The sequence below is a fragment of the Postechiella marina genome (assembly GCF_039538365.1).
Classification (GTDB): domain Bacteria; phylum Bacteroidota; class Bacteroidia; order Flavobacteriales; family Flavobacteriaceae; genus Postechiella; species Postechiella marina.
In genome coordinates this window covers 535179-560830 of the sequence record NZ_BAABCA010000004.1, presented here as the reverse complement: position 1 = coordinate 560830, position 25652 = coordinate 535179, and the positions used below count along the sequence as shown (strand labels likewise).

Annotated in this window: 18 protein-coding genes and 1 tRNA gene; 16 read left to right on the top strand and 3 right to left on the bottom strand. The window is 32.2% G+C overall.

The window, feature by feature from the left end:
* Positions 1–167 precede the first annotated feature (167 nt).
* Positions 168–2606: a helix-turn-helix domain-containing protein gene (locus ABD715_RS11710; RefSeq protein ID WP_344788419.1), complete on the top strand. Its 2439-nt coding sequence runs from the start codon at positions 168–170 to the stop codon at positions 2604–2606.
* A gap of 48 nt (positions 2607–2654) precedes the next feature.
* Here ABD715_RS11710 and ABD715_RS11705 read toward each other — a convergent pair whose 3' ends face one another.
* On the bottom strand, positions 2655–3797 hold the full coding sequence (locus tag ABD715_RS11705) for an acyl-CoA dehydrogenase (protein ID WP_344788418.1): 1143 nt from the start codon (positions 3795–3797) through the stop codon (positions 2655–2657).
* Between the two features lie 85 nt (positions 3798–3882).
* Here ABD715_RS11705 and ABD715_RS11700 point away from each other — a divergent pair, with 85 nt between their 5' ends.
* The 9 genes from ABD715_RS11700 (at position 3883) to ABD715_RS11660 (ending at position 12487) form a co-directional block, all read left to right on the top strand.
* Complete coding sequence (locus ABD715_RS11700) at positions 3883–4941, top strand: anhydro-N-acetylmuramic acid kinase (protein ID WP_344788417.1); 1059 nt, start codon at positions 3883–3885, stop codon at positions 4939–4941.
* 189 nt (positions 4942–5130) lie between these two features.
* Positions 5131–6357: a Glu/Leu/Phe/Val dehydrogenase dimerization domain-containing protein gene (locus ABD715_RS11695; RefSeq protein WP_344788416.1), complete on the top strand. Its 1227-nt coding sequence runs from the start codon at positions 5131–5133 to the stop codon at positions 6355–6357.
* 11 nt (positions 6358–6368) lie between these two features.
* Positions 6369–7841, top strand: a complete 1473-nt coding sequence (gene nhaB, locus ABD715_RS11690; protein ID WP_344788415.1) for a sodium/proton antiporter NhaB — start codon at positions 6369–6371, stop codon at positions 7839–7841.
* A gap of 45 nt (positions 7842–7886) precedes the next feature.
* Positions 7887–8579 (top strand): MotA/TolQ/ExbB proton channel family protein, encoded by a 693-nt coding sequence (locus tag ABD715_RS11685; protein ID WP_344788414.1) that lies wholly within the window; start codon positions 7887–7889, stop codon positions 8577–8579.
* Between the two features lies 1 nt (position 8580).
* Positions 8581–8973, top strand: a complete 393-nt coding sequence (locus ABD715_RS11680) for an ExbD/TolR family protein (RefSeq protein WP_344788413.1) — start codon at positions 8581–8583, stop codon at positions 8971–8973.
* 51 nt (positions 8974–9024) lie between these two features.
* Positions 9025–9918, top strand: a complete 894-nt coding sequence (locus tag ABD715_RS11675) for an energy transducer TonB (protein ID WP_344788412.1) — start codon at positions 9025–9027, stop codon at positions 9916–9918.
* A gap of 4 nt (positions 9919–9922) precedes the next feature.
* Positions 9923–11140, top strand: a complete 1218-nt coding sequence (locus ABD715_RS11670) for a bifunctional folylpolyglutamate synthase/dihydrofolate synthase (protein WP_344788411.1) — start codon at positions 9923–9925, stop codon at positions 11138–11140.
* 65 nt (positions 11141–11205) lie between these two features.
* A tRNA-Val gene (locus ABD715_RS11665) sits at positions 11206–11280 on the top strand.
* A 436-nt stretch (positions 11281–11716) separates the two neighbouring features.
* Positions 11717–12487, top strand: a complete 771-nt coding sequence (locus ABD715_RS11660; RefSeq protein WP_344788410.1) for a LuxR C-terminal-related transcriptional regulator — start codon at positions 11717–11719, stop codon at positions 12485–12487.
* A gap of 206 nt (positions 12488–12693) precedes the next feature.
* Here ABD715_RS11660 and ABD715_RS11655 read toward each other — a convergent pair whose 3' ends face one another.
* Both ABD715_RS11655 and gldJ read right to left on the bottom strand, forming a co-directional pair.
* On the bottom strand, positions 12694–13971 hold the full coding sequence (locus tag ABD715_RS11655; RefSeq protein ID WP_344788409.1) for a UDP-N-acetylmuramoyl-tripeptide--D-alanyl-D-alanine ligase: 1278 nt from the start codon (positions 13969–13971) through the stop codon (positions 12694–12696).
* Positions 13972–14051: 80 nt separating this feature from the next.
* On the bottom strand, positions 14052–15737 hold the full coding sequence (gldJ, locus tag ABD715_RS11650) for a gliding motility lipoprotein GldJ (RefSeq protein ID WP_344788408.1): 1686 nt from the start codon (positions 15735–15737) through the stop codon (positions 14052–14054).
* Between the two features lie 265 nt (positions 15738–16002).
* Here gldJ and porU point away from each other — a divergent pair, with 265 nt between their 5' ends.
* From porU to ABD715_RS11620, 6 genes are all read left to right on the top strand, one after another.
* Positions 16003–19878: a type IX secretion system sortase PorU gene (gene porU, locus ABD715_RS11645; RefSeq protein WP_344788407.1), complete on the top strand. Its 3876-nt coding sequence runs from the start codon at positions 16003–16005 to the stop codon at positions 19876–19878.
* A gap of 32 nt (positions 19879–19910) precedes the next feature.
* Positions 19911–21152: a type IX secretion system outer membrane channel protein PorV gene (gene porV, locus ABD715_RS11640; protein ID WP_344788406.1), complete on the top strand. Its 1242-nt coding sequence runs from the start codon at positions 19911–19913 to the stop codon at positions 21150–21152.
* Between the two features lie 100 nt (positions 21153–21252).
* The gene (gene cdd / locus ABD715_RS11635; RefSeq protein WP_344788405.1) at positions 21253–21735 is read left to right on the top strand and encodes a cytidine deaminase; all 483 of its coding nucleotides are present in this window, start codon (positions 21253–21255) and stop codon (positions 21733–21735) included.
* Positions 21736–21899: 164 nt separating this feature from the next.
* Positions 21900–22898 (top strand): pyruvate dehydrogenase (acetyl-transferring) E1 component subunit alpha, encoded by a 999-nt coding sequence (gene pdhA, locus ABD715_RS11630; RefSeq protein ID WP_344788404.1) that lies wholly within the window; start codon positions 21900–21902, stop codon positions 22896–22898.
* Positions 22899–22901: 3 nt separating this feature from the next.
* Complete coding sequence (locus tag ABD715_RS11625; RefSeq protein WP_344788403.1) at positions 22902–24530, top strand: pyruvate dehydrogenase complex dihydrolipoamide acetyltransferase; 1629 nt, start codon at positions 22902–22904, stop codon at positions 24528–24530.
* A 96-nt stretch (positions 24531–24626) separates the two neighbouring features.
* Positions 24627–25652, top strand: a complete 1026-nt coding sequence (locus tag ABD715_RS11620) for a M28 family metallopeptidase (protein WP_344788402.1) — start codon at positions 24627–24629, stop codon at positions 25650–25652.

Sequence of the window (25652 nt, the reverse complement as noted above, 5' to 3'; positions counted from 1 at the left end):
TAAAGTAAAACTTTATACTATTTATAATACGAAGGAAATGTTAATACAAACTTATCTATGGGGGCTACTGACTAATAATATATAAGCAAGCTTGTTTTTTTATTAAAAATGCGCATTTAGTTTTATGCTATTTACTATCTTGAAACTCGATTAATCTACATCTTTTAATGGCCGAAAATATTGAACTTGATTTAGCATGGAAATTTGTGAATAACACAGATAGAAATGTTTTTTTAACAGGTAAAGCAGGAACTGGTAAAACTACTTTTTTGCACAAGCTTAAAGTGGAGAGTTTGAAGCGTATGGTTGTAGTTGCACCTACTGGTGTTGCTGCTATAAATGCCAAGGGTGTTACTATACATTCGTTTTTTCAGATGCCTTTTGGGCCCATTCTACCTGATGCTGATTTAAATGTGGCTAAGGGGTTTAATAGAAAATTTAATAAAACGAAAATTGATATTATTAAGTCAATGGACTTATTGGTTATAGATGAGATTAGTATGGTACGTGCTGATTTATTAGATGGTATTGATAAAACATTACGTCGTTTTAGAGCTAGAGATAAAGTTTTTGGAGGGGTACAGTTATTAATGATTGGAGATTTACAGCAATTATCACCTGTTATTAGAGAAGAGGAGTGGCAATTGTTAAAGCCATATTATAAAAATGTTTTTTTTTTTAGTAGTCATGCTTATGTTGAAAGTAATGCTATTACGGTAGAGTTAAAACATATATACAGGCAAGATAATCCAACGTTTATAAATATTTTAAACGAAATTAGAAATAACGCTTTAACTTCCGCATCTGCCAATGAATTAAATAAACGTTATTTACCTGATTTTGTGCCTAAAGAAGGAGATGGATACATTGCTTTAACTACACATAATAATAGGGCAGAGCAAACCAATATTAATGAACTTAATAAGTTAAAAACAAAAATTGTTACATATAAGGCGCTTGTTGAAGGTAAATTTCCAGAGTTTGCTTTTCCAAATAACGAAGTGTTGACATTAAAGGTTGGGGCTCAGGTTATGTTTATTAAGAATGATAGCTCTGCTGATAAACGTTATTTTAACGGAAAAATAGGCAAGGTTATTTTGTTAGACAAAGACGAAGTAATTGTAAAATGTCCAGATGATGATTTTAATATTGTGACGACACCCGAAATTTGGGAGAATATAAATTATACCGTTGATAAAGAAACCAAAGCGATTACAGAAAATAAAATTGGTTCTTATACTCAAATGCCCTTACGTTTGGCGTGGTCTATTACAATTCATAAAAGTCAAGGTTTAACCTTTGATAAAGCTATTATTGATGCTCAGGGGGCTTTTGCACATGGACAGACCTATGTTGCGTTGAGTAGATGTAAGTCTTTAGAAGGCTTAGTGCTTAAGAGTAAAATTGGATCTAATCAAATTATTAGCGATACTAATGTTATTTCTTTTAATAAGGCTGCGGAAGAAAACCAACCCGATGAGGATGTTTTATTAGAGTCTAAAACAGAATTTCAGCTTAATTTAATTTCAGAATTATTTAATTTTTATAAATTTTTATATCCCGTTGGACGAGTTTTAGATTTGTATTATAAAAACAGAACGATTATACAGGGTAATATAGAGATGCCTTTAAATACGATAAAAGATAGTGTTGCTAGTTTATTAAAAATAAGTAATGGTTTTAAAGCACAGTTAAAAACACTTGTTGTTAAAGGAGAAAATCCTGAGCAGAGTAAAGAAATACAAGAACGGTTTGTAAAGGCTATTAATTATTTTAGTTCACAAACAGAGGCGACAATAATAGAACCTTATAAAACATTTGGTTTTACTACAGATAACAAAACAATTAATTCAGATCTTAATAAACAATTAGATACTATTGAAGAGTTACTAGCAACCAAATTATTATATTTTAATGGTTTAAAAGAAGGCTTCAATGTAGAAGAATTTTTGAAATTGCGTGCTAAATCTGTTTTTCTTGCTAAAAACAAACCAAAGAAAACCAGAAAATCTGTAGTAGATGGCACAACAAATATAGAATTATTTGAATTATTGCGTGTACTTAGAAATGAGATTGCACAAGAGAATGACTTGATTCATTACCAGGTTTTTACTCAAAAAGCACTGTATGAAATATGTGAAACGTTACCAACGAATAAGCAAGAGTTATTGCAAGTTAATGGTATGGGGAAAACGCGTGTAGATAAATATGGTAGTGCTATACTAGAAGTTATTAAGGATTATTGTGAGGAAAACGATATTGAAGTAAGTGAAGAGACTACTATTTTTGAAGCAGAAAAATTAAAGAAGAAAAAGGGAGATACTAAAAAAGAATCATTGTCGCTATTTAAATCTGGTAAAACGGTTAAAGAAATTGCAGATACTAGGGAGTTGAATGAAAATACAATTATTGGTCATTTAGCTTCTTTTATCACCACAGGCGAAGTGAAAATTATCGATTTAATCTCTGAAGTACATTATGAAGAATTAAAGATATTGATTCCTAAAAAGAAGTTTGATAATCTATCTGATTTAAAGCATCAATTAGATGATAAATACACCTATGGAGAACTACGTCTAGTACTAGATGAAATTAGGAGTAAATAAAAAAAAGCCATCATTTAAGATGGCTTTTTTTATAAGAGCTTAAAAGGTTTAATCTCTAAGTATGCTTCTCGAAATGACAATTTTTTGAATTTCGCTAGTACCTTCGTAAATCTGTGTAATTTTAGCATCGCGCATTAAACGCTCTACATGATATTCTTTAACAAATCCATTACCACCATGAATTTGCACAGCTTCAACCGTATGTTTCATAGCTGCGTCTGATGCAAATAGTTTTGCCATCGCGCTCGATTTGTCATAATTATTACCTTGGTCTTTATCCCAAGCAGCTTTCATTACCAACATACGTGCAGCTTCAATATCTGTATACATATCAGCTAATTTAAAAGCAATAGCTTGGTGGTTGCTAATTTCTGTACCAAAGGCTTTACGTTGTTTAGAGTATTTTAAAGCTAACTCATAAGCTCCAGAAGCAATACCTAAGGCTTGTGCTGCAATACCAATACGACCACCAGATAATGTTTTCATGGCAAATCTAAAACCAGAACCGTTAGCTCCAATTCTATTTGCCTTAGGCACTTTTACATCGTTAAACTGTAGTGTATGTGTATCGCTTCCTCGGATGCCTAATTTATCTTCTTTTGGACCAACATGAAAACCATCCATGCCTTTTTCTATAATAAAAGCATTAATACCATGAGAACCTTTGTCTTTATCGGTTTGTGCAATAACAAGATATACTTCTGCGCGACCGCCATTGGTAATCCAGTTTTTAGTTCCGTTTAAAAGGTAATGGTCTCCCTTATCTATAGCTGTAGTACGTTGAGAAGTTGCATCACTACCAGCCTCTGGTTCGCTTAAGCAGAAAGCACCAATAGCTTCGCCAGATGCTAGTTTAGTTAAATATTTTTGTTTTTGCTCTTCACTACCATAAGTTTCTAATCCGTAGCAAACTAAAGAGTTGTTTACAGAAACCATAACAGAGGCCGAAGCATCTATTTTAGATAACTCTTCCATTATTAACACATAAGAGATAGCATCCATACCACTCCCACCATATTTTGGGTTTACCATAATTCCCATAAAACCTAATTCGCCCATTTTTCTAACTAGGGTTTCAGGAAATTCTTGCTTATTATCTCGTTCAATAACACCCGGTAGTAATTCTGTTTGTGCAAATTCGCGAGCAGCATCGCGTATCATTACGTGTTCTTCTGAAAGGTTAAAATCCATAGTTTAATTTAAATTATAATGTATTATGAACAAATATAGCTTTTTAGTGTCAAATTTTCATTAAATATCTATATTTTTGTTTAATATGATAAAGAGTAGTTATAACGTTGTTGGTGTTATGTCTGGAACATCTTTGGATGGAATCGATTTAGTACATGTTAATTTTGAGTATAATAAAGATTGGACTTTTAATATTATACATGCAGAAACCATTGAATATTCTCAAAAATGGTTTGATACATTAAAGGAACTAGTATCTTCTTCTTTTGAAGAATTAAAACAAATAGATAAAGATTATACGATTTATTTAGCCGATATAATTAATAATTTCATTGTTAAAAATAAAATTGAAAATCTGGATGCTGTTTGCTCGCATGGACATACAGCCCTGCATCAACCCGAAAAAAAGTTAACCTATCAAATAGGCAATTTATCCATTATTGCAGAAATATTGAAGCAAACTGTTGTCTGCGATTTTCGACCTGAAGATGTTAATTTGGGAGGACAAGGCGCTCCATTAGTACCAATAGGCGACGCTCTTTTGTTTTCAAATTACCATTACTGTTTAAATTTAGGCGGTTTTGCTAACATATCTTATAACGAAGAAGGAAAACGAATAGCTTACGATATTTGTCCTGTAAATATTGTATTAAATAAATACGCAGAGCAATTAGGATATAAATATGATGCAGGTGGTAAAATAGCAGCTACTGGTACATATATATCCTCATTAGCAAATAAGTTGGAAGCTTTACCTTTTTACAAGCAAAAAGCACCAAAATCTTTAGGATTAGAATGGGTTAACAAAAATATATTCCCGTTAATCGAAGCATCAAACTTGCCAGTAAAAGATGTGCTTAATACATTCTCTAACCATATAGCGCAAGAAATAGCTCGTGTTATTAAAAAAGACTCTAGAGTTTTAATAACGGGTGGTGGTGCCTATAACGATTATTTAATATCTAGAATTAAAAAGAGTAAATCGATGGAAATTGTTATTCCTAATAAATATTTGTTAGAATTTAAAGAGGCTCTAATTTTTGCCTTTTTAGGTATATTAAAACTAAGAAACGAAGTGAATTGTTTGCAAAGCGTTACAGGCGCGTCAAGAGATCATAGTTCTGGTAAAATTTACAAGGTTTAAGTTAAAAAAAAACATCAATTTCTTTACAATAATTTCAAACAAAAACTAATATTAGTTTTTTATATTTGTTACTTAATAATTAAAATTTTTATAAAAATGAATCAACTTTAGCTACGCTTATTCGAAAATCAATCAAAAAAAAGTTAATCGACCAAGACAAGCAAAAATTGAATTTATTAAAATATAGAAATGAAAGAATTATTAAAAAAGTACGAAGAAAAAAATCCTGAAATTATTTTTAACTGGAAAGACTCTGAAACAGAAGCCGAAGGGTGGGTTGTTATAAACTCGTTAAGAGGTGGAGCAGCAGGAGGCGGAACAAGAATGCGTAAAGGTCTTGATATGAACGAAGTTTTGTCTTTGGCAAAAACAATGGAAATTAAATTTACTGTATCTGGACCTGCTATTGGAGGTGCCAAATCTGGAATTAATTTCGATCCTAAAGACCCGCGTAAAAAAGGTGTTTTAGAGCGTTGGTATAAAGTTGTATCTCCGTTACTTAAAAGTTATTACGGTACAGGTGGCGATTTAAATGTAGATGAAATTCATGAAGTTATTCCTATAACTGAAGAAAGTGGTGTTTGGCATCCGCAAGAAGGTGTTTTTAATGGGCATTTTAAACCAACAGAAGCCGATAAAATTAATAGAATAGGGCAGTTACGACAAGGTGTTATAAAAGTTATTGAAAATGCTGACTATTCGCCAAGCATAGAAAAGAAGTATACCGTAGCCGATATGATAACTGGCTTTGGAGTAGCCGAAGCAGTAAAGCAGTATTATAAAATATATGGAGGAAATATTGAAGGAAAAAGAGCTGTAATTCAGGGGTTTGGAAATGTAGGAGCTGCAGCAGCATTTTATTTGTCTCAAATGGGTGCAAAAGTGGTAGGAATTATAGATATTGCAGGTGGATTAATAAAAGAAGACGGATTTTCTTTTGAAGAAATTAAGGAATTATTTCTTGCTAAGACAGGAAACACACTAATTGCAGAGAATTTAATTCCGTTTGAAGAGATTAATGAAAAGATATGGTCTTTAAAAACTGAAATTTTTGCTCCTTGTGCAGCCTCAAGATTAATAACTATTGAACAAATAGATCAAATGATTGAAAGTGGTTTAGAGGTTATTTCTTGTGGTGCCAATGTACCTTTTGCAGACAAGGAAATTTTCTTTGGTCCTATTATGGAGCACACAGACTATAAAGTAAGTTTAATACCAGATTTTATATCAAACTGTGGTATGGCGCGTGTTTTTGCATATTTTATGGAACGCAAAGTGCAAATGACAGATGAAGCCATTTTTAATGATACATCAAATAAAATTAAAGAAGCTTTAGAAAAAGTTTACAAGAATAATAAATCAAAAACGGAAATTAGTGCTACCGCTTTCGAAATAGCACTTAAACAACTAATTTAAAATAAATAGCTATGTTGAAATATTTTTTAGGCGATAGTCCTAAATGGTTTAAGTTAACCATGATCGGTTTTTTAATTTTTAATGTTTTTTCTTATTATACATTAGGGCCAACCATTACATCTTGGTTGTTTATTGCTGAATTTATTTTCACTTTAGCGATGGCGTTAAAATGTTACCCTTTACAATCTGGTGGTTTATTAGCTATTCAAGTTGTAGTTTTAGGTTTAACATCTGCAAAAAATGCTTATCATGAAGTTGATCAAAATCTAGAGGTTGTTTTACTTTTAGTATTTATGGTTGCTGGTATTTATTTTATGAAGCCCTTATTAATGTTTATTTTTAGTAAAGTTTTTACTAAAATAAAATCTAAGGTTGTATTATCATTATTATTTGTGTTTTTAGCAGCAGTTTTATCTGCGTTTTTAGATGCTTTAACCGTTACAGCTGTATTAATTAGTGTAGCTGTTGGTTTTTATGGTGTTTATCATAAAATTCACTCAGGAGAATCTGATTATGATGAGAGTGGAGTTAAGGATAAAAAGGAATTAAGCGGAGAAACTCTAGAGCAATTTCGTAGTTTTTTAAGAAGTTTAATTATGCACGGTGTTGTAGGTACAGCGCTTGGTGGTGTTTGTACACTTGTAGGAGAACCACAAAACTTATTAATTGGAGAACGTTTAGGATGGGATTTTATAGAATTCTTTTTACAAATGGCACCTATAACTATTCCGGTTTTAATAGCGGGTATGGTAACTACAATTATTTTAGAATTAACAGGATCTTTTGGTTTTGGAGCAAAACTTCCAGATTCTGTGGCAGAAATTATTGCTAATTACACAGAAGAGCAAGACAAAAATAGAACAGATAAAGATAAATATGCACTTATAGTACAAGGTGTTGCTGCAATATTATTAATTATTAGTTTAGCATTACACTTAGCGCCAGTTGGTTTTATTGGTTTAGCTTTAATTATTGTGCAAACTGCATTTATTGGTATTATTGACGAACATCAACTAGGTCATGCTTTCGAGGAGGCTTTACCTTTTACAGGTTTATTAGTTGTATTTTTTGTAATTGTAGCCATGATTCACGATCAACATTTATTCAGCCCAATAATTCACTGGGCATTAGAGCAAGATCCAGCATCTCAACCAGGGTTATTTTATATAGCAAATGGTGCCTTATCTGCAATTAGTGATAATGTATTTGTGGCAACTGTTTATATTGGAGAAATTCAAGCTGCTTTTCAAAGTGGAGCGATAGATAGAGAGCATTTTGAAAAATTGGCAATCGCAGTTAATACAGGAACTAACTTGCCAAGTGTGGCAACTCCAAATGGTCAAGCAGCATTTTTATTTTTATTAACATCTGCTTTAGCTCCGTTAATTAATTTATCTTATGGTAAAATGGTAAAAATGGCTTTACCATATACTATTGTTTTAGGCGGATTAGGATATATTATGGTAAAAATTGTTTTATCATAATTTAATTCAAAATTTACCGTTACTTAATTAAGTAAAAATAAACTTATGTTGTATCAAGACATTAAAAATGGTGCTGAAGCACTAGCAGAAGGTGAATCTGTAGAAAAAACACTTTCTATAATCGAGTTAATTAGTAGTGGTGGTTTTGCAGGTCAAATCATTATAGCTATTCTATTTCTTTTACTTGTAGGCGCTATTTATATTTATTTTGAACGTTTGTTTGCTATAAAAGCAGCATCAAAAGTAGATGCTAATTTTATGAATCAAATAAAAGATCATGTAAGTAATGGTAAAATTGATGCAGCTCAAATGCTTTGTGTACAACAAAATACACCAGTTTCTAGGTTAATAGGAAAAGGAATTACAAGAATAGGTAAACCTTTAGCAGATATAAATACAGCTTTGGAAAATGCTGGACGATTAGAAGTTTATGGTTTAGAAAAAAATGTAAGTATTTTAGCAACCATTTCTGGAGCAGCACCAATGATTGGTTTTCTTGGTACAGTTGTTGGTATGATATTAGCCATATTCGAATTAGCTAACGCAGGAGGATCTATACAAATGGATGTTTTGGCTAGCGGATTATATACTGCAATGACAACAACTGTTGCAGGTTTAATTGTAGGTATTGTAGCTTATATAACATACAATCATTTAGTTGTAAAAACTGATAAAGTAGTATATCAAATGGAAGCTAATTCATTGGAGTTTTTAGATCACCTAAACGAGCCAACTTAGTATGAATTTAAGAGGAAGAAATAAGGTAACACCAGAATTTAATATGTCGTCCATGACAGATATTGTATTTCTGTTACTTATCTTTTTTATGATTGCTTCAACATTGGTTACTACAAATGCTATAGATATTTTATTGCCAAAAGCTAGCGGTAAAACCGAGAATAAAAAATCGGTAGCAGTTAGTATTAAAAAAGATTTAACGTATTACATAGATCAAAAACGAGTTGGTGTGAGTGTACTGGAAAACGAGCTTATGTCAGCATTATCATCTCAAGAAAAGCCAACAATTGTTTTAAGAGCAGAAAAATCGGTTCCAGTAGAGCATGTAGTAAAAGTAATGGATATTGCTAATAGAAATAAATTTAAAGTGATATTGGCAGTTAAACCCAAATGATGACTCTTAAAACTCTTTTTTTATTAGAGCAGTATTTAGAAATTGTAAACAATGAAATACTTCGAAACCAAACATGAAAAAGATTCGGCAAAAATAACAACTTTAATTGCTATTATTATTTTATTGTTGCTGTTTGTTGTTGGTCCGCCCTATATGGATCCTCCAGAAGAATATGGTGTTGCAGTAAATTTTGGTACTACTAATTTTGGAAAAGGTACAATACAACCCAAAACACCAATAAAATCTGAACCTAGAGAGGTAGAGGAAGTTTCGCAACCGCAACCAGAACAACCTGTAGCAGCAGAACCAGAAGCAGCTAAACCTACAGAAACAAAAGAAGAGGTCTTAACAGCAGATAACGCTGAGGAGATTGCTATAAAGAAGCAAAAAGCAGCAGAAGAAGCCAAAGCAAAGGCAGACATTAAGGCCAAAGCAGAGGCAAAAGCAAAAGCTGATGCTAAAGCTAAGGCAGAAGCAGAAAAAGCAGCTAAAGAAAAGCGCGAACAAGACGAGAAGAAAAGAAAACTTGATGCTTTAATAGGAGGTGTTAGCAAATCTGAAGGAAAAGAAACAGGAGGAGAAGGTAACGATAATAAAGCTGGAGATAAAGGCCAATTGGATGGAGACCCTTATGCCCCAAGTTATTTTGGAGACAAAGGATCTGGAACTGGAGGTGTTGGTTATGGATTAGGAGGAAGAGGAAGGGCTATATTTGAAAAAAGTATTCCAGACTGTCAAGAAGAAGGTCGTGTTGTTGTCGAAATACATGTTAATCGATCAGGGAATGTGTTTAAAGCTATTCCTGGTAAAAAGGGGACTACTGGTGACTCTTGCCTGTTTGAAGCAGCAAAAAAGACAGCGCTTTCTCATAAATGGCCTGCAGATTCAAAAGCTCCAGAAAAGCAAATAGGGTTTGTGGAAGTAAATTTCAAACTAGGGCAATAAAACTATGACATATCAAGATACTGTTAATTGGATGTTTTCTCAACTGCCAATGTATCAACGACAGGGCCAAGTAGCTTATAAAGCCGATTTATCAAATACTTTAAAACTTACAGCACACTTAAATAATCCAGAATTAAATTTTAAATCAGTACATGTTGCAGGTACTAATGGTAAGGGGTCCTCTAGCCATATGTTAGCATCTATATTACAAGAAGCAGGTTATAAGGTTGGACTTTATACTTCTCCGCATTTAAAAGACTTTAGAGAGCGCATTAAAATAAATGGAAGAGAAATTTCTAAACAATTTGTTGTAGATTTTATAAGTAGCAATAAAATGTTTTTTGAATCTAATTATTTGTCGTTTTTTGAAATGACTGTAGGTATGGCCTTTAAATATTTTTCAGATAAACAAGTAGATATAGCCATTATAGAAGTGGGTTTAGGTGGGCGTTTAGATTCTACAAATGTTATAACCCCAGAAGTTTCTGTAATAACTAATATAGGTATGGACCATACCAAATTTTTAGGTAATACTCTAGAAGCAATAGCGTTTGAAAAAGGCGGAATTATTAAACCAAATATTCCTGTTGTTATTGGCGAAACTCAAAAAGAAACAGCTTTGGTTTTTAATACGCTAGCCAAAAAGTATGATTCTGAAATAATATTTGCAGATAAAAATATTACTGAGATTTATCAATCTGATTTAAAAGGAAGTTATCAATCAAAAAATATTAAAACAGTTATTCAAACCATTAAAACTCTTAAAAATAAAGGTTATAAAATATCTAATAAACATTTAAAAGATGGTTTACTAAGTGTTGTAAAAAATACGGGATTATTAGGGCGTTGGCAAGTTTTAAACTATAAACCAAAAACAGTTTGTGATACAGGACATAATAAAGAAGGTTTAATTTATGTGATGGAACAATTAAAAAGCGAAGTTTTTAATAGGTTGCATCTTGTATTTGGAGTAGTAAATGATAAAGATTTAAGTTCTATTGCAGACTTATTGCCAAAAAATGCCACTTATTATTTTTGTAAACCAGAAATTTCTAGAGGATTGGATGAAAATGTTTTGAAATCGGAATTAGCGCCTTACGGATTAATAGGAAATGTGTATAAATCTGTAAATGAAGCTTATAAAGCAGCTGAGAATGAAGCGGACTTAAACGATTTTATTTTTATTGGGGGCAGTACATTTGTTGTTGCAGAAATAATTTAAAAATTTTTTTAAAAAAGTTTTTGCAAATTGAAAAACAAGTGTATATTTGCACCTCCTAATAACAAGGGCGCGTAGCTCAGTTGGTTCAGAGCACTTGGTTTACACCCAAGGGGTCAGGGGTTCGAATCCCTTCGCGCCCACAAAAAAAACAAAAACCTGATGATTTTTCATCAGGTTTTTTTAGTTTAATTCTGTTTGTTTTCAAATTAAATTCAATCAATCTAAAAAGTTCTCTTTAAGTCGATAATTGTATCAATTTAAAAAAAATTGGTTTTATATTTTTATTTACATATAAAGAAGCATCCTGAGTTGTCATATTATTTATGAGTTAAAAAGAAAATTAATTCTGTTTTTTCTAAAACCATTCTTTACGAAAGAATATTCTTCATTAAATAAAGTTTTAAGTATAAAAATACCCAGAGCTAGGTATTGTTTAATAAAGCTTTACTGTGTATTTTTGTCTAGCTATTAATTAATTCTTAGGGAGAATTTTTGATAAAACAAGTGTTTATTTATAACTTATGTTATTTAAATAGGCACTTGTCTGTTTTGTAAAATGTTGTAAATTTGTTACTTATGGTAATAAATGATATAAAAAAGACATATAAATACATTTTTGAGTCTTACGGTAAGCCTTCATTAGAAGAGCATATCCAAAAGATAATAGAGCTTGACACCTATTTACCATATAGCTCCACATTTTTTTGTGTGACTAACACTCAAGACCTTACTTTCGAATATATTAGTAAAAACATGACAGCTTGTTTAGGTTTGGATAAAGATTTACTGTTTAATGAAGGCATGCGATACTTTTGGAGTAGAATGCACCCAGAAGATCTTGAGCAATGGCTTCAGGCTTTAAACGAACTCATGATTTTTACACTTAAGGAGGTTAAGCTTGAAGATAGAACAAAGATGAGTTATACTTGGAACTATCGTATTAAAAACTCTAAAGATGAATATGTAAATATTGTTCAAAACACTACGCCTTTAGAGTTAGATGAAAATGATAAACCTATTATAGGTATGGCGCATTATACTGTTTTGCATCCCGATATAAAAATGCAGGTTTGTGCATCTGCAAAGCTTTTAAATGGCAATAATGAATACGAAACGTTATATTTTAATAATTTTTCTCAAAAGCTATTATCTGATAGTATTAGCAATAGAGAGCGTGATGTTATTCGTTTATTGGTGTTAAATCACTCAAGTAAAGCCATAGCAGAGAAGTTAAGCATTAGCCCTAATACCGTAGATACACATCGCAGAAACATTCTTAAAAAGCTTAATATTTCGTCTACAGGTGAGCTTGTCGCTATTCTTAAAATGAATAGAACTTTTATTTAAACTTTTGTATTTCCCTGATTTGGTTTTTAGTCAGATTAAACCCTCTTTTTAACGAATAAAAGCGTTCAGTTTTTAAAAATACTCAAATTGAGTATTGTGCAAAATTTATAAAATCCTGAAATTTGCTTTGCTATTAATTAGTTCTTAGGGAGAGAATTATATTATGAAGTGTCTATTTAAAGTTATGCTTTGATAGGCACTTTTTTTTAAAGTAATTCTAATATACGTTCTAGAGCCATACCTCGAGATCCTTTTATTAAAAGTGTGGTTTCTTTTAAATTTAAAGTTTTAAAATGTGTTTTAAAGCTATCGAAAGTGAGGTGTTTTTGTGATTTTAAAGGATCTATATCAGATTTATAAAAATTCTCGCCAATAAACAAAGTTTTATTAATATCTAAAGAGTTTGCTAAGTCTACAATGTTTTGATGTTCTTCCATAGCTTTTTTGCCAACCTCAAACATGTCTCCTAATACAGCTATTTTTAAACCTTTTTGTTTTTCAAAATTTAATAAGGCTGCACGCATACTTGTAGGGTTAGCATTGTAGGCATCTAATATAATTTTGTTGTTTCCTTTTGTTATAATTTGCGATCTATTGTTATCTGGTAAATAGCTTTCTATAGCATTTTTTATAGCCTTATCTTCAACTTTAAAATAATGTCCTATACATATTGCAGCAGCTATGTTGTTAAAGTTGTAATCGCCTATTAGTTGGCTTTTAATTTCTGTATTATTATATAAGGAGGTAACAAAAGGCTGTGCCTGTTTAAAACTCACATAAGTGTTGACGTTTAAGGTGTTACCAAAGCTAATAGGCTTGTTGTTTTTAGTTTTTTCTACTTGAATAGAGTCGTTTGCATTAATAAAAATTTTCTTTTTGTTGGTAATTAAGTAATCGTACATTTCAGATTTACCTTTTACAACACCTTCAATACTTCCAAAGCCTTCTAAATGTGCTTTACCAAAGTTTGTTATATATCCATAATCTGGCTTAGCTATATCGCATAAAAATGCTATTTCTTTTAAATGATTTGCTCCCATTTCTACAATACCTATTTCTGTGGTATTATGCATAGATAATAAAGTTAAAGGCACGCCTATATGGTTGTTTAAATTGCCTAAAGTTGCGGTGGTATTATATTTTTTAGATAACACAGCTTTTATTAACTCTTTAGTTGTTGTTTTTCCATTACTACCTGTAAGAGCTATTATAGGAATATTTAAATGCAAGCGGTGATATGTAGCTAGCTCTTGAAGCGTTTTTAATACATCGCTTACGAGTATGGTTTGCGATGATGTGTTATAGGCTTCGTCGTCAATTACAACGTATTTTGCTCCTAATTTTAGGGCTTTTTCAGCATAGGTGTTACCATTAAAATTCTCGCCTTTAAGGGCGAAGAAAATATCATTTTTTTCTAATTTTCTGGTATCTGTGCAAACGGTTTTGCATTTTAAGTAAAGGTTGTGTAATTGTTCTATCTTCAAGGTTATATATTTTAAAATAAAAGTATAAAAAAAGTCCTAACTATTAGTTAGAACTTTTTTTAAAAACAAAAAATTAAGTTTTAATTTTTTGTTTTGTTTTTTGCTTGACTTTTAGATCCTACTCTAGACATTGCACATCTAAAGCCAATATAATCTGTAGCCATATCTTGTGGGAAGTAGCGTCTTTGTGCTGGGTCTAGCCAGTACTCTCTGTCTTTCCAAGATCCACCTTTGTAAACCCTAACTTTATCGTTAATTAAAGATGTTCTGTTATCTGCTTTATCATATTCTCTAATAATTTTTCCGTTTTCGTCTCTCGAAATATTATGTTTAGGAGAATTATACATTTTTCTAGTTTGACTTACATTTTGATCTTCCTCTTCGTCTCCAAAGCTTTCAAAATGTCTAGAAGAGCGTTTATCTCCATCTCTAAAGTTTATTTGGTCACTTTTGTCAAAGTTGGTTCTTAAATAGGTTTCGTTTTCATCAACTGGTACTTGTAAAATTTCACCAGGCAAATTCCTAGCAATTACTTTTCCGTTAGATAATGTATCGTAAACGATGTTGTCGCTTGTTACAACTTTTACACTTCCATCTTCGTTTATAGCATTTTTTGTATAAACATTTCCACGGTAGTAGTTAAAATCATTAAACTCATCATCAATAATAGGTCTGTATACATCTGCTACCCATTCAGCAACATTACCAGCCATATCATACAAGCCAAAATCGTTAGGGCTATAAGATTTAACAGCATTTGTTATATCTGCTCCATCATCACTCCATCCTGCAATTCCACCGTAATCACCTTTGCCCTGCTTAAAGTTAGCTAATTGATCTCCGCGTACTTTTCGTTTTCCAGAACGGGTGTATTGTCCATCCCATGGGTATTTTTTACGTCCACGGTATAAATTGTAACTTCTTAATTCGCTTAATCCTAATGCAGCATATTCCCATTCTGTTTCTGTTGGTAGTCTGTATTTTGGAGTAATTATACCAGTTTCTCTAGTAGCATAAATATTTGTTTCGTTACCATCAGCATCAGTTTGAACGTTTCTTCTTCTTCCATCACCATTTATAACTTCTTCGTTACCACCGTAAGTTAATGTAGGAGCGTTAATGTAGGTGTCTGTGTTAAAATTAGAATCAGACGATACATCGGTTATTTTTGCTCCACGTTTTAAATAACCTGCTTGCTCTAAATTGTATTCGTTTACACGATCAGATCTCCAATTTGCAAATTCAACAGCTTGAATCCAGCTAACACCAACAACAGGGTATTCTGCGTATCCTGGGTGACGTAAATAGTTTTCTGTCATAATTTCGTTAAAACCTAAACGGTTTCTCCAAACTAGTGTATCTGGTAAAGCCCCGTGATAGATTGCTCTAAAATTTTCGTCAGATGGTGGGTAAACGCGTTTTATCCAATCTAAGTATTCTAAATACATCATATTGGTAACTTCGGTTTCGTCCATGTAAAAAGACTGAACATGTTGCTGTGTTGGTGTATTATTCCAATCGTGCATAACATCGTCTTGCACTTTACCTTTTGTAAATGTGCCGCCTTCTACAAATACTAAGCCAGGAGAAGTTTCTTGTTCTTTAAAGTCAGTATTGTATTGAAAACCACCATCTCTATCGTTGATGTTCCAACCTGTAGCTCTCGAACTGTTTTTAGAACTTGAAGATTTTTTACAACTAACTGTAAAAACAGAAAGTGCTAAAACTATTATAACCTTTAATGCTACTACTTTTTTCATATTCATACTTTTAAGTAAGCTAATAATATTTTGGTGCTGCAATATAAGAATTAAACCTTACACTCCAAGCAGTTTTTTGCATTTTAACCAAAAAAATACGCACTTTATCTTGTTTTTAATGCATTACAACGATGATTTCGCTGATTTTGGCTGATATATTGAGTTATGATAACGCAAGAATTACTAAAATATTATTGTATTTTTGAAACTGTGTAAATAATTGTTAATATTAATTTGTAATAACAATTCTATAAACACGTTATTTTATTGCATGAAACAGAAAATTATATTTTTACTATTATTTATTAATGGTCTAGTATTCTCCCAACAGAAAAAGTTTGATATAACTTGGGCTATGCCTCAAACAATGTCTACAGGGAGTTATTCGATTAAGATACCATCTTTTAATAAAGAAAATTTTGTCTATAATGATGACGAGGGATTGTTATATGTTGCCCAATGGCAAAGCTTAAAAAGTATAAGTGAGTCTTCTGTAACATTGACTAATGTTAAATATTCTAGTATAAGTAGTGCCGAGTTATTTGACTTAAAACTAAGTACAATACCAAATAAATTAACTTACAGTCTTAAAAATTCTATTGCAAGAGATGTACAGTTTGCAGTATTACAACTCTCTCCTATTATTAAAGACGAAAATGGAGTATATAAAAAGATATTATCTTTTCAATTAAATTATAATGAAACTGTAAGTTCTACTTTGTTAAGGAAATCTCAGAATTCTAAAATTATATCTAATTCGGTTTTAAACTCTGGCGATTGGTATAAGTTTTATGTAGATACTACAGGTGTTTTTAAGTTAACTAAAAATTTTATAGAAAGGTTAGGTATTAACACTAGCTCTATAGACCCTAGATCTATAAAAATTTATGGAAATGGCGGAGATATGATACCTTATGGAAATGCAGAAAATCAGTTATTTGATGTTTTAGAAAATGCTATTAAAATTGTAGGAGAAGAAGATGGTGTTTTTAATAACGAAGACTATATTTTGTTTTATGCCAAAGGACCTAAGGGGTATAATTCAGAAAGCAATACAAATATAAATTGCTATACAGATAAAACTTATTATTACATAAATATAAGTTCTGGAAATGGTAAACGTATTCAAAACATGTCTCAACCTACTGGAACCGTAGATTTGGTAATAGATACCTTTGACGATTATGCTTTTCACGAAAAAGATATTCATAATTTAGGTACTTTGGGAAGAAGGTGGTTTGGAGAACATTTTGATATAGAAACCGAAGATACTTTTAGTTTTAATTTTCCAGATCTTGTAAAAACAGAACCAATAAACATTAAAGTTTATGTTGCTGCAATATCTACAACACCAAGCTCTATGGAAATACAGGTTAATGGTGTTACAGAGTCTACTGTTGCAATTGGCGTAAGTAATGATTCTAATGTTGCTGCAGATTCAAACTTTTTAGGCAATGTAAATGTAACAACTAATAATGTCGATGTTAAGTTGCTTTACGACAAGGCAGGCAACCCAAGTGCTGTTGGGTATTTAGATTATATCTCTATTACAGCAAAAAGACAATTAAATTTTAATGGAGAACAATTTCAATTTGAAAATTCAGAAACTGCATTAACTTCAGGTATAGGTCAATATAATATAACTAACGCATCGGGCGTGTCAGAGATTTGGGATGTTACAGATATATTTAATGTTACAGGTTTTGAGAATACAGAGTCTAATTCTAATTTAAGTTTTACATCAGCCTTAGGTTCATTAAAAAAGTACGTTGCTTTAACTCCTTCAGATTTTTTTGAGCCTAAAATGGATTCAAATAAAACAATTAGAAATCAAAATATAAAAGGAACTGTTTTTCTAAATAGCGAAAATAACTTTCAAGATGTAGACTATCTTATTATTGCTCCTAATAATATGTTAGATCAAGCAGAGCGATTGGCAGAGATTAATAGAAAGCAATATAATTTAAATGTAAAGGTTTTTGGTTTAGCCGAAATATATAATGAGTTTAGTACAGGTAACCAAGATATAGGGGCAATAAGAAACCTTGTAAAGTATGTTTACGATAATGCCAGTTCGCCAGATAAAAGAATAAAATATTTATGCTTATTTGGAGACGCCTCTTACGATTATAAAGACAGGGTGCCAAATAACACTAATATTGTGCCTTCTTGGTATTCTTATAATAGTTTTAGTTATACAAGTTCCTATGTGTCAGACGATTTTTATGGTATGATGGATGACAATGAAGGTGAAATGGCTACAAGCGATAAATTAGATATTGCTGTGGGTAGAGTTCTAGCCGATACACCTTTGCGAGCTAAAGAACTGGTAGATAAAGTCGCACTTTATTATGCAAAAGAAGCTTTAGGTAGGTGGCAAAATAATTTTTTAGTAGTCTCTGACGATGTCGATAAAGATTGGGAAGGTATATTACAAGAAACAACCGATAATGTTGGTAACCTAGTTACAGAAAACAAACCGTTTATTAATGTTGTAAAAATACATACAGATGCGTATCAACAAGAGTCGTCTGCAGGAGGAGAAAAATATCCTAAAGTAACAGAGGCTTTGGTTAATGCTATGAATAATGGTGCGCTTGTGGTTAATTATTTTGGACACGGTGGCGAGGATGGGTTATCTGAAGAGCGTATACTTTTAAAAACAGATATTAATGCGCTTAGAAATTTTTACAAATTATTTTGTTTTGTAACTGTAACCTGCGAGTTTTCAAAATTCGACAATCCGTTTAGAGAAACAGCAGGAGAACTTACATATTGGAATAAGCAAGCAGGAGCAGTTAGTTTAATATCTACAACACGGCAAGTTTTTGTAACTTTTGGTATAAATTTTAATAATGCTTTAGGGCAATATTTATTTTCTTATAACGATTCTGATGCTTACGAAGATTACGAATATCCATCTATAGCAGAAGCTTTAAGGTTAACAAAAAACGACCCGTCAATAAGTGGTTCGTCTCAAAGACGATTGGTGTTTTACATAGGCGATCCTGCAATGAAATTGGCATTTTCTAAACCAAATATAAAACTAACACAACTTAACGATGTGCCCATAGCACAAGCAACAGATACCTTAAAAGCTTTAAGTAAAATAAAAATGGCAGGAGAGGTAACAGATGTGTCTGGCAATTTATTAACAAACTATAAAGGAACACTATCTACTACCATTTATGATAAATTTATAGATAAAACAACATTAGCCAACGATGGTACAAGGTTAAACGGAACAATAGTTAAATTAGATTTTTCTACATTAGGAGAAGCTATCTTTAGAGGTCAAGCATCTGTTACAAATGGTAAGTTCGAGTTTGATTTTATTGTGCCAAAAGATATTAGTATTCCTGTTGGTTTTGGTAAAGTAAGTTTTTATTCAAAAAATGAAGAGTTGTTTCTTAATAATGGAGGTGCCGAGGTCGATCTTATTAAAATAGGAGGTATAAATGAAGAGGCAGAAGAGGATAATGTTGGACCTGTAATTGCATTATACATGAATGATGAAAATTTTGTTTCAGGCGGTATTACTAACGAGTCTCCTACACTTTTAGTAAAACTAGAAGATAGTAATGGTATAAACACAGCAAGCGGTATTGGCCACGATATTGTGGCTATTATAGATGGAGACGAAACAAATCCATATGTTTTAAACGATTACTATCAAACAGAAGTAGACGATTATCAAAAAGGAGAGGTAAGTTTTCCTTTTAGAGACTTAGAGCCTGGTTTACATACTTTAACATTAAAAGCGTGGGATGTTTATAATAATTCATCAGTGTCAGAAATACAGTTTGTTGTACATGATAAAGATCAAGAATTGGTTATAAATAATGTGTTAAATTATCCAAATCCGTTTATAAATTACACAGAATTTTGGTTTAATCACAATAGTTCAGACCCTTTAGACGTTTCTATACAGATATTCACTGTCTCAGGTAAGTTAGTAAGAACATTAAATGGGCAAACCACAGGAGGTGTTTTAGCTACCAGCTCTTTGTCTAAAGATATTGTTTGGGATGGTAGAGATGATTTTGGAGATAAAATAGGAAAAGGTGTTTATATTTACAAACTAACAGTAAAATCAAATCTTTTAAATAAAAAGGTTGAAAAAATTGAAAAACTTGTCATATTATAAAAAAAATTATATTTGCTTAATAAATTTGATACATGAAGACTAGACTACCAATACTAATTGCACTAATTTTTGCCTTTAATTTAAATGCTCAAACAACAATACAACCACAAGCAGTAGACTCTAGAGTGATAACAACAGGAATACCTTTTGTTTTAATAGCTCCAGATGCAAGAGCAGCGTCTATGGGAGATATGGGAGTTGCCACTTCTGTTGATGCTTTTTCTCAGCAATGGAACCCTTCTAAGTATGCGTTTTCAGAAACTAAGTCTGGTATAGGTGTTAGTTATACACCATATTTAAGCAAGTTGGTAAACGATATATTTTTAGGAAACTTAACTTATTTTAATCGTTTAGACGATCGTAGTGCTTTTGCAGTTAGTTTAAAATATTTTTCTTTAGGAGATATAGAGTTTCGTGCCGATGCTATATCTGAAGCTTTAATACAAAGACCAAACGAGTTTACACTAGATGCTTCATATGCCTTAAGATTATCAGATCAATTCGCTATGTCTGTAGCCATGCGTTATTTAGTGTCAGATTTAAAATTAGATGATGGAAGTGGAGATACAGCAGCAGCAAAAACTTTTGGGGTAGATATTTCTGGGTATTACCAAGGAGAAGAAGAAGCATATAACGATTTTAATGGACGATGGAGAGCTGGTTTTGCTATTCAAAATTTAGGTCCAAAATTTAAATATGATGAAGGTGGTCAAGAGAATTTTCAACCAACAAACTTGCGTTTAGGTGCAGGTTTCGATTTTATTTTTGATGATTATAATAAAGTATCTGTTACCGCAGAGGTAGCCAAGCTTTTAGTACCTACCCCTCCAATTTATGGCGATGAATATAATTTTACAGATAATAACGGAAACGGAACATACGAAGAGGATGTAGATGAACTAGGAGAAAAAACAGGGAATAATGGTCTAATATACAGAGGCCAATCTCAAGATGTGAACTTTTTATCTGGTATTTTTCAGTCGTTTGGAGATGCGCCAGGAGGATTTAGCGAAGAGTTAAAAGAATTTACATGGTCTTTAGGAGCCGAATATTTATATCAAGATTCATTTGCTTTTAGAGCAGGGTATTTTAATGAAGCAGAAGAAAAAGGTGCAAGAAAATTTTTAGCAATGGGAGCAGGATTTAAATACAATGTAATAAATATCGATTTATCGTATTTATTTTCAGCATCAAAAGTTCAAAGTCCGTTAGAAAATACTTTGCGTTTTTCTTTAACCTTTAACATAGGAGCAGGAGAATATAACGAATACTAAACAGTATTAAATTTATTATATGAAAAACTATTGTTCATAGATCAATAGTTTTTTTCGTTTAAAATAGTAATTGTATTACTGAATATTTTACATTTAAAACATGAAAGAACTTAAAATAGAATCGACATTATACGTTTACGATAATTTAAATGAATTAGATAAAGATGTTATTTCTTTAATGCATAAGGCTAGCGAGGCTAGAGATAATGCTTATGCACCATATTCAAAATTTAATGTAGGAGCAGCATTACTTTTAGATAACGGAGAAGTAATAACAGGAAGTAATCAAGAAAACGCATCGTATCCATCAGGTTTATGTGCAGAACGTACAGCAATATATTATTCAGGAGCAAAATATCCTAAAGCTAAAATTTTAAAAATGGCCATTATAGCAGGATCTACAAAGTCGCAAACAACAGAGCCTATTCCGCCATGTGGGGCATGCAGGCAATCTATAGCAGAATACGAAGTAAAACAAGACTTGCCCATAGAGATCTTTTTTATGGGAGAAGTAGGTAAAGTTGTAAAATCGAACTCCTTAGCCAATTTATTACCTTTAGTTTTTGATAAATCGGCTCTTTAAATTTTGAAAAAAGCAATATTTTTTCAAAAAAATGAATATTATTTAAAAGTCTCGCAAAATCACGTTTTTTTCATTTTTTTTATACTTTAATCCAATAGGGTTTTTGCAATAACTCACAATGTGTTACTTTTGTATTCCGCATAATAAAAACATAATTGGAATCGATGCAAAAAATCACAAAAGAGGTTTACCTCAAATGGTACGAAGACATGTTATTCTGGAGAAAGTTTGAAGACAAACTAGCTGCCGTATACATTCAACAAAAAGTTAGAGGATTTCTTCATTTATACAATGGTCAAGAGGCTGTATTAGCAGGAGCTTTGCATGCTATGGATTTGACTAAAGATAAAATGATTACCGCATACAGAAACCACGTGCAACCTATTGGTATGGGAGTAGATCCTAAGCGTGTTATGGCAGAGTTATTTGGTAAAGCAACAGGTACTTCCAAAGGTATGGGAGGATCTATGCACATTTTCTCAAAAGAACACCGTTTTTATGGAGGTCATGGTATTGTAGGAGGTCAAATTCCTTTAGGTGCAGGTATCGCTTTTGGCGATAAATATCACGATGTAGATGGTGTTACTTTATGTTGTTTTGGTGATGGAGCTGCACGTCAGGGATCGTTACACGAAACATTTAACTTAGCAATGCTATGGAATTTACCAGTTGTTTTTGTTTGTGAAAACAATGGGTATGCCATGGGAACATCTGTAGAAAGAACAGCTAACCATACAGAAATCTGGAAATTAGGTTTAGGTTACGATATGCCTTGTGGCCCTGTAGATGGAATGAACCCTATAAAAGTTGCAGAAGCTTTTGATGAAGCTATTCAAAGAGCAAGAAAAGGTGGAGGTCCAACATTTTTAGAGTTAAAAACGTACCGTTATAGAGGGCACTCTATGAGTGATGCTCAGCACTATAGAACTAAAGCTGAAGTAGAAGAATACAAGAAAATAGATCCTATTACACAAGTAAAAGATGTTATTCTTGAGAAGAAATATGCTACAGAAGATGATATAAAAGTTATTGATAAACGTGTAAAAGAAAGAGTTGCAGAGTGCGAAAAGTTTGCAGACGAATCGCCATACCCAGAAAAGCAACAACTTTACGATATGGTTTACGAACAAGAAGATTTCCCATTCATACAACATAAAATATAAGCTATGGCTATAGTAGTAAATATGCCGCGTTTAAGCGACACAATGGAAGAAGGAACTGTTGCAGCTTGGTTAAAACAAGTAGGCGACAAAATTGAAGAAGGCGATATTTTAGCAGAAATAGAAACTGATAAAGCCACTATGGAATTTGAGTCTTTTAACGAAGGGACTTTACTTCATATTGGAGTGCAAGAAGGTGAAACTACAAAAGTGGACGAACTTTTAGCAATTATTGGAGACGAAGGAGAAGATATATCTGCTTTATTAAATGGAGGAGGAGAAGCTAATAATGCTTCAGAAGAAACAAAAGAAGAAGCTTCAGCACCAGCAGGAGAAGAAACAAAAGAGGAAGCACCAGATGCTGCTCAAGAATTACCAGAGGGTGTTATAGTTGTAACTATGCCACGTTTAAGTGATACTATGGAAGAAGGAACAGTAGCTACTTGGTTAAAACAAGTTGGCGACACTGTTGAAGAAGGTGATATTTTAGCAGAAATAGAAACAGATAAGGCTACAATGGAATTTGAATCATTCCAATCTGGAACTTTATTATATGTAGGATTAAACGAAGGAGACTCTGCAAAAGTAGATGCTCTTTTAGCAATAATTGGCCCTGCGGGAACAGATGTATCTGCGGTAGCTAGTAATTTTAAAGTTGCAGGATCTGTAGAAAAAACAGAAACGCCAAAAGTAGAAGTTAAAAAGGAAGCGCCAAAAGCAGCACCAACAAAAGTAACAGCAACAAAGGCTAGTGCACCTAAGCCAACACCTGTTACAGAGAATGGTAGAGTTTTTGTGTCGCCTTTAGCTAAGAAATTAGCAGAAGACAAAGGTATTAATCTTGTTAAAATACAAGGTTCTGGCGAAAATGGTCGTATTATAAAACGAGATATCGAAAATTACGAACCTGCAACAGCAGGATCTGCAGTTGGTAAATATGTGCCAACAGGTCAAGAAGATTTTGAAGAAGTGCCAAACTCACAAATGCGTAAAGCTATTGCTAAGGCATTAACTAATTCTAAATTTTCTGCACCACATTATTACTTAAATGTGGAGTTTGATATGGAAAACGCAATATCTTTCCGTAAACAATTTAACTCTATTCCAGATACAAAAATATCTTATAACGATATGGTTGTAAAGGCTTGTGCTTTAGCATTAAAAGCTCATCCTCAAGTAAACTCACAATGGTTTGCAGATAAAATGCGATTAAATAACCACGTGCATATTGGTGTTGCTGTAGCTGTACCAGATGGTTTGGTTGTGCCAGTTGTTAAGTTTGCAAACGAGCAATCTTTACCACAAATTGGTGCAGAGGTTAAAGAACTTGCAGGAAAAGCTAGAAATAAAAAATTAACACCTTCAGACATGGAAGGAAGTACTTTTACGGTTTCTAACTTAGGTATGTTTGGTATAGATACTTTTACATCTATTATTAATCAGCCAAATTCTGCAATTCTTTCTGTAGGTAATATTGTTGAAAAACCAGTTGTTAAAGATGGAAAAATTGTAGTTGGAAACACTATGAAATTATCTTTAGCTTGCGATCATAGAACAATAGATGGAGCAACGGGAGCTCAATTCCTTCAAACATTAAAAGGATATATTGAAAACCCAGTTACCATGATAGCTTAAATAAAAACCTGCTAAAGCAGAAAAATCATAATATAAAACCTGTTTCATTAGTTTGAAGCAGGTTTTTTTTATCTTTAAAACTTAAAGAATTAATTCATGAAAAAAGTATTTAGTTTATGTCTTACGGTGTTAATTTTTAGTTGTGGAGGAGCTAATATTATAGAAACTAATCCGCAATCAATAAGAAAGATAGAGCGAAAAGCAGAAAACAAAGAGAGCGAGTCTATTTTTAATAATACAGCAACAGCTAAGAATTATATAGAAATAACGGAGGTGAAATCTAGTTTAGAATATTTAGCTTCAGACGAGTTAGAAGGTCGAAATACGGGTAGTAAAGGTATCGAAAAAGCAGCTGTTTTTATAGAAGGTGTTTTTAAAAACCATGGTATTAAACCATATTTTAAAACTTACAGAGACTCCTTTAAAATAAAAAAAATAGATGGTTATAATGTTGTAGGATATATAGAAGGTAACGATGCTAAATTAAAAAATGAATTTGTAATTCTTGGTGCCCACTACGACCATATAGGCTATACAAAGGCTGTTAACGGAGATGCTATAGCAAATGGAGCAAACGACGATGCCTCTGGAACAGTAGCAGTTTTAGAATGGGCAAAACATTTTTCGAAATTTAAAAACAATAAAAGGAGTATTTTATTTACACTATATGCAGCAGAAGAAATGGGCTTAAAGGGATCTGAACATTTAGCCAAAAGGTTAAAAATAGAAGGGTTAAATTTGTATACCATGATTAATTTTGAAATGATAGGTGTACCTAGGGCAAAAAAAGAAATTGCAGCATATATTACAGGTTACCAAAAGTCGAATATGGCAAGTAAGTTAAACGACTATGTAAATGAAGACTTTATTGGTTTTTTAGCTCAAGCTAAAGCATATAACTTGTTTGAAAGGTCAGATAATTATCCGTTTTACAAAGAATTTAAAGTTCCTGCACAAGCCATCTCTACTTTCGATTTTACAAATTTTGATTATTACCATCATGTTGATGACGAGGCAGATAAAATGGACTTTACACACATGACTAACTTTATAAATAAAATGATTCCAGCTATAGAAGGCATGGTTAATTCGCCTACTAGGGAGATAAAAATGAATAAATAA